Annotated in this window: 6 protein-coding genes and 1 pseudogene; 2 read left to right on the forward strand and 5 right to left on the reverse strand. The window is 69.4% G+C overall.

The window, feature by feature from the left end:
• On the reverse strand, positions 1–323 hold a 323-nt coding region (locus tag AB0302_RS11315), incomplete at its 3' end, for a metalloregulator ArsR/SmtB family transcription factor (RefSeq protein ID WP_366372157.1).
• A 223-nt stretch (positions 324–546) separates the two neighbouring features.
• A complete protein-coding gene (locus tag AB0302_RS11320) occupies positions 547–936 on the reverse strand; it encodes a heavy metal-responsive transcriptional regulator (RefSeq protein WP_036382791.1) in 390 nt (129 codons plus the stop codon).
• A gap of 56 nt (positions 937–992) precedes the next feature.
• Between AB0302_RS11320 and merA the strand changes: the two genes are divergently transcribed.
• Entirely contained in the window at positions 993–2,456 is a 1,464-nt protein-coding gene (gene merA / locus AB0302_RS11325; protein WP_052520066.1) for a mercury(II) reductase, read from the forward strand.
• A 271-nt stretch (positions 2,457–2,727) separates the two neighbouring features.
• Here merA and AB0302_RS11330 read toward each other — a convergent pair whose 3' ends face one another.
• The 3 genes from AB0302_RS11330 to AB0302_RS11340 form a co-directional block, all read right to left on the reverse strand.
• Positions 2,728–2,868: a hypothetical protein gene (locus AB0302_RS11330; RefSeq protein WP_002854087.1), complete on the reverse strand. Its 141-nt coding sequence runs from the start codon at positions 2,866–2,868 to the stop codon at positions 2,728–2,730.
• A gap of 64 nt (positions 2,869–2,932) precedes the next feature.
• Positions 2,933–3,844: a cation diffusion facilitator family transporter gene (locus AB0302_RS11335; protein WP_002854089.1), complete on the reverse strand. Its 912-nt coding sequence runs from the start codon at positions 3,842–3,844 to the stop codon at positions 2,933–2,935.
• Entirely contained in the window at positions 3,844–4,218 is a 375-nt protein-coding gene (locus tag AB0302_RS11340) for a metalloregulator ArsR/SmtB family transcription factor (RefSeq protein WP_158496204.1), read from the reverse strand. Before AB0302_RS11340 ends, AB0302_RS11335 begins: the two co-directional genes overlap by 1 nt.
• An 86-nt stretch (positions 4,219–4,304) precedes the next feature.
• Here AB0302_RS11340 and AB0302_RS11345 point away from each other — a divergent pair.
• Positions 4,305–4,439, forward strand: a pseudogene (locus AB0302_RS11345) (ArsR family transcriptional regulator); the annotation flags it as partial.
• Between the last annotated feature and the right edge of the window lie 89 nt (positions 4,440–4,528).

Below are 4,528 nucleotides of genomic sequence, written 5' to 3' on the forward strand. Positions count from 1 at the left end.
GAGCAGGCGGGATCGATGCACGGGGCGTCTTCGTCCACTGCCAGGGTGGCATCGACCAGTGCCGTCAGCGCCTGCGCCAGGTGCGAATCGGCGATTTCATATCGTGTCCGACGACCCTCGGGCTCGGAGACGACGATCCCGCAATCGCGCAGGCATGCCAGGTGGTTGGACACGTTCGGGCGTGTCAGGTCCAGATCTCGGGCCAGTTCCGCCGGGTAAGCGGGATGGTCGAGCAGGGTCAAGATGATCCGGGATCGAGTGGGGTCGGCCAGTGCACGACCCAGGCGGTTCATCACGTCGAGACGCGAAGCAATAGTCAGCATGGACTGAACTATACAGCGCGAACTGAACACTCGGTCACAGGCGTCAGCCCAGATCGCATGCCCGCAAGGGGATCCTTCACCGGGACAGCGGCCGACGGCAGGCCGGAGGAATAGGCGTCGCGATAGGGTGCACCCCGCGCAACAGAACCGTTGCGAAAGGTCTAACACCCCAACGCAACAGAGTGGGCCGCCATGCGCTGCCACGGGCCCGTGAACTTCGGTGTCACAGGTAGCGGCAGACATCCTCGGGGGAGCACGTGGCCGGGTCGCCGGCGGCGGCGTCCTCGCGCAGGTCGGCGATCGTGGTGCGTAGCTGCGCGAGCTCGGCGAGTTGCCGGTCGATCACATCAAGGCGGGTGTCGAGCAGGTCGGTGACGTGCCGGCAGGGGGCCTGCCCCCGGTCGCGGATGTCCAGCACCTGACCGATCTGGGCCAGGGTCAGCCCGGCCGCTTGCCCCCGGCGGATGAAGTCCAGCCGGTCGAGCACCTCGGCGCCGTAGTCCCGGTAGCCCGCCGGGGTGCGGTCCGCGGCGGGTAGCAGCCCGACCTCCTCGTAGTACCGCAGGGTCTTGCTCGTCGTGCCCGACGCCCGAGCCACCTCACCGATCCGCATGCCACTCATTCTCCCCCTTGACCTTCCAGTGCACTGGAAGGTCGATCCTGAGGGCGATGAAGGAGGAGTTCATGACGGCAACGGCTAACAGCAGGTCGTATGACCTGGCAATGATCGGGTCCGGTGGGGCGGCGTTCGCGGCCGCGATCCGCGCCACCAACCTCGGCAGACGGGTGGTGATGATCGAGCGTGGCACCGTCGGCGGTACCTGCGTGAACACCGGGTGCGTGCCCTCCAAGGCCTTGCTCGCGACCGCCGAGGCCCGCCACGTCACACTCGACGCCTCCCGGTTCCCCGGCCTGCCGCTCCCCGAAGTCCGGCCGGTCGACATGCCCGCCTTGATCGCCGGCAAGGATCGGCTCGTCGGGTCACTGCGTGGCGAGAAGTACCTGGACCTGGCCACCGAGTACGGATGGGATCTCCACCCCGGGGACGCCACGTTCGTCGGCACACCCAGCGAGCCGGCACTGCGCGTCACCGGCCCTGACGGCACGGTGGAGACGGTCCGGGCCGCGCACTACCTCATCGCCACCGGCTCCAGGCCCTGGGCGCCGCCGGTCCCCGGCCTGCAGGAGGCCGGTTACCTGACCTCGACCACCGCGATGGAACTGGACCACGTCCCGGAGTCGCTGCTGGTCATCGGCGGCGGCTACGTCGCGATGGAGCAGGCCCAGCTCTTCGCTCGGCTCGGCGTCCGGGTCACCATGCTGGTCCGCTCACGGCTGGCGTCCCAGGAAGAACCCGAGGCGTCCACCGCCCTGGATGAGATCTTCACGGACGAAGGCATCCAGATCATCCGCGGCGCGGTGCCCAGCGCGGTCCGCCGCGACCCGGCCACCGGCGAGGTCACGGTCACTGCCACCACCACTGACGGCTCACAGGAACTCCGGGCGGCCGAGGTACTCGTCGCCACCGGGCGCCGCCCGGTCACCGCCACGCTCGGTCTCGACACCGTCGACGTGCGCACCGGCGACCACGGCGAGGTGGTCGTCGACAGCCATCTGCGCAGCACCAACCCGCGCGTCTGGGCTGCCGGTGACGTCACCGCCCACCGTCAGTTCGTGTACGTCGCCGCGGCCCACGGCGCCCTCGTCGCCGACAACGCCCTCACCGGCGCCGGCCTCGAGGTCGACTACCGCCACCTGCCCCGGGTCGTGTTCACCAGCCCCGCCCTGGCCGCCGTCGGGATGACCGAACGGCAGGCCTCCGCTGCCGGGATCCGCTACGACAGCCGTGTCCTGTCACTCGCGCACGTCCCACGCGCGATCGTCAACCGCGACACCCGCGGGTTCATCAAGATGGTCACCGACGCCGACACCGGCCGCATCATCGGCATTACCGCCCTGGCCCAGGACGCCGGCGACCTCGCCGCCGCCGGGGTCTACATGCTCGAGGCCGGCATGACCACCAGCCAGGTCGCCAACCTCTGGAGCCCCTACCTGACCATGGCCGAAGGCCTCAAGCTCACCGCGCAGGCCTTCACCACCGACATCGCCAAGCTCTCCTGCTGCGCGGCGTGAACCTGCCCCGCACACAGGGACACCGATAGGGGACCGCCTCGCCCCGGGGCGCGAGACAAGAAAATGGTCGCCGATCAGCCCTACTTACTGGCACCCCTGCGTATCGGACCTGCAACCACCGGGGAGTTCAGTCGATGCAAGAACTCCCGTCCCAGGCCTATATCTGGACGTCTTCACGACCTCTACGTGCTCGACCCGACGAGGACAGCACTGGACGACGCGATGACCGCCTTGCGGCGCCGCCATGAGGCCGCGGTCCGTTTGGGCCGCGTCACCGCACCACCATGACCACGATCGTCACCACGTAAGCCGCGGCGACCAGACCGATCCCCAGCAGGGTGAGCACCACCCCGCGCCGGGCCGGCCGCTGGCCCTCGTCCGGCCCGGGGCCCTTGCCGTGCTTCGCGGTCATCGCGCGCTCCTAAGACGTTGCTCAAGCATGTGCGGCTCTCGCGAGCGGGCTTCGGTGCCGAGTGCTACCAGCTCAGGTCGTGACAGCCGTCGCTGCCGGCGCCCTCCACCTGCAAGGTGGCATGGGCGATACCGTAACGGTCGCGCAGCACCCGGCGCGCGCCGGCAAGCACGGCGCCGTGGTCCGCGCCCTGGTCAGCGACCAGGTGGGCCGTGGCCACGTTCATCCCCGACGTCAGGGTCCACAGGTGCAGGTCGTGGACCTCCTCCACCCCCTCGACCGCGTCCAGGTCACCGGCGACGTCCTCCGGGTCCACCCCTTCCGGGGCGTGCTGGCCCAGCACCGCGATCACCTGCCTGCCCAGAACCACCGCCCGGATGATGACGAAGACCGCGATGAGCGCCGCGACCACGACGTCCCAGATCGGCTGGCCGGTGAGGATGATCAGCACGCCGGCGACCATGACACCCACCGACCCGGCGGCGTCGGCGATCACCTCGTAGTAGGCGCCCTTGACGTTCAGGCTGTCCTTGGCCCCGCTGCGCAGCAGCAGCATGGAGATGATGTTGATCACCAGGCCGGCGAAGCCGACCGCGAGCATGGCGCCGGAGGCCACCTCCGGCGCGTCGCCCAGCCGGCTGATGGCCTCGACCACCACGTACACCCCGACCGCGAGCATCGCCAGCACCGCCAACGCCGAGGCGAACACCTCGGCCCGGTAGGAGCCATAGGTGCGTCGCCCTGTGGAGTCCGGCCGGCTCGCGATGCGCGTCGCCAGCAGCGCCGCACCCAGCACCACCACATCGGCAGCCATGTGCCCGGCATCCGACAGCAGCGCCAACGACCCCGACACCAGCCCCGCGACCAGCTCGATCAGGAAGAAGCCCGCCGTCAGGGCGAACGCCCCCGCCAGCCGCCGACGGTAGCGGCCACCGGCATGCCCGGTCGCCGGGGCATGGCTGTGTCCCGCCCCCATCAGCCCTGCCCCTCGTGGCGGGCGTGCTCACGGGAGACGTCCAGCAGCATCCGCACATGCCCGTCAGCGAGGCGGTAGTACACCATCCGCCCCTCCCGGCGGTTCTCGACCACCCCAGCGGTACGCAGCACCCGCAGCATCTGGGACACCGACGCCTCCGCGACATCGACCGACGCCGCCAGGTCACACACGCACAGCTCGCCGGCCTCCAGCAACGCATACAGCACCCGGGCACGGCGCGGGTCCCCCAGGAGCTTGAACAGCCCGGCCAACCTGCCGGCCTCGCGCTCGTCGGGGATCCTCTCCCGGGTCAGCGCCACCTTCTCCGGATGGACGGCGGTGACCTGACACGAATCCAACGGCGTCACACTCATGCCACGACCATACACCTATGCAGATGTGCAGATATCAGCAGCGGGAGCCACACACGGGAGGTCAGCAGGTTCTGTATGGTCAGCGCATGCTGACTATTGCTTCGCGGCTGGACGTGATGAACCGGCTGGGCCGGGCGATGGCCGACCCGACCCGCTCCCGCATCCTCATGACACTCCTCGAGGGCCCGAGCTACCCGGCGGTACTCGCCCGCGACCTAGGGCGTGTTGCTAAAGGAGTCGGGGACGTGAATGCGCGAGTCTGAGGACATGTCGCGTGATGTCATCTCGGACGAGGTCTGGTCCGTGATCG

Origin of the sequence: Micrococcus sp. NPDC078436, assembly GCF_040702705.1 — a bacterium.
Classification (GTDB): Bacteria; Actinomycetota; Actinomycetes; order Actinomycetales; family Micrococcaceae; genus Micrococcus.

Bases quoted from the DNA above. Each gene is read 5' to 3' on its own strand.
- AB0302_RS11330 (WP_002854087.1), bottom strand. From the start codon at position 2,868: ATGACCGCGAAGCACGGCAAGGGCCCCGGGCCGGACGAGGGCCAGCGG.
- merA (WP_052520066.1), top strand. From the start codon at position 993: ATGAAGGAGGAGTTCATGACGGCAACGGCTAACAGCAGGTCGTATGAC.
- AB0302_RS11335 (WP_002854089.1), bottom strand. From the start codon at position 3,844: ATGGGGGCGGGACACAGCCATGCCCCGGCGACCGGGCATGCCGGTGGC.
- AB0302_RS11320 (WP_036382791.1), bottom strand. From the start codon at position 936: ATGCGGATCGGTGAGGTGGCTCGGGCGTCGGGCACGACGAGCAAGACC.
- AB0302_RS11340 (WP_158496204.1), bottom strand. From the start codon at position 4,218: ATGAGTGTGACGCCGTTGGATTCGTGTCAGGTCACCGCCGTCCATCCG.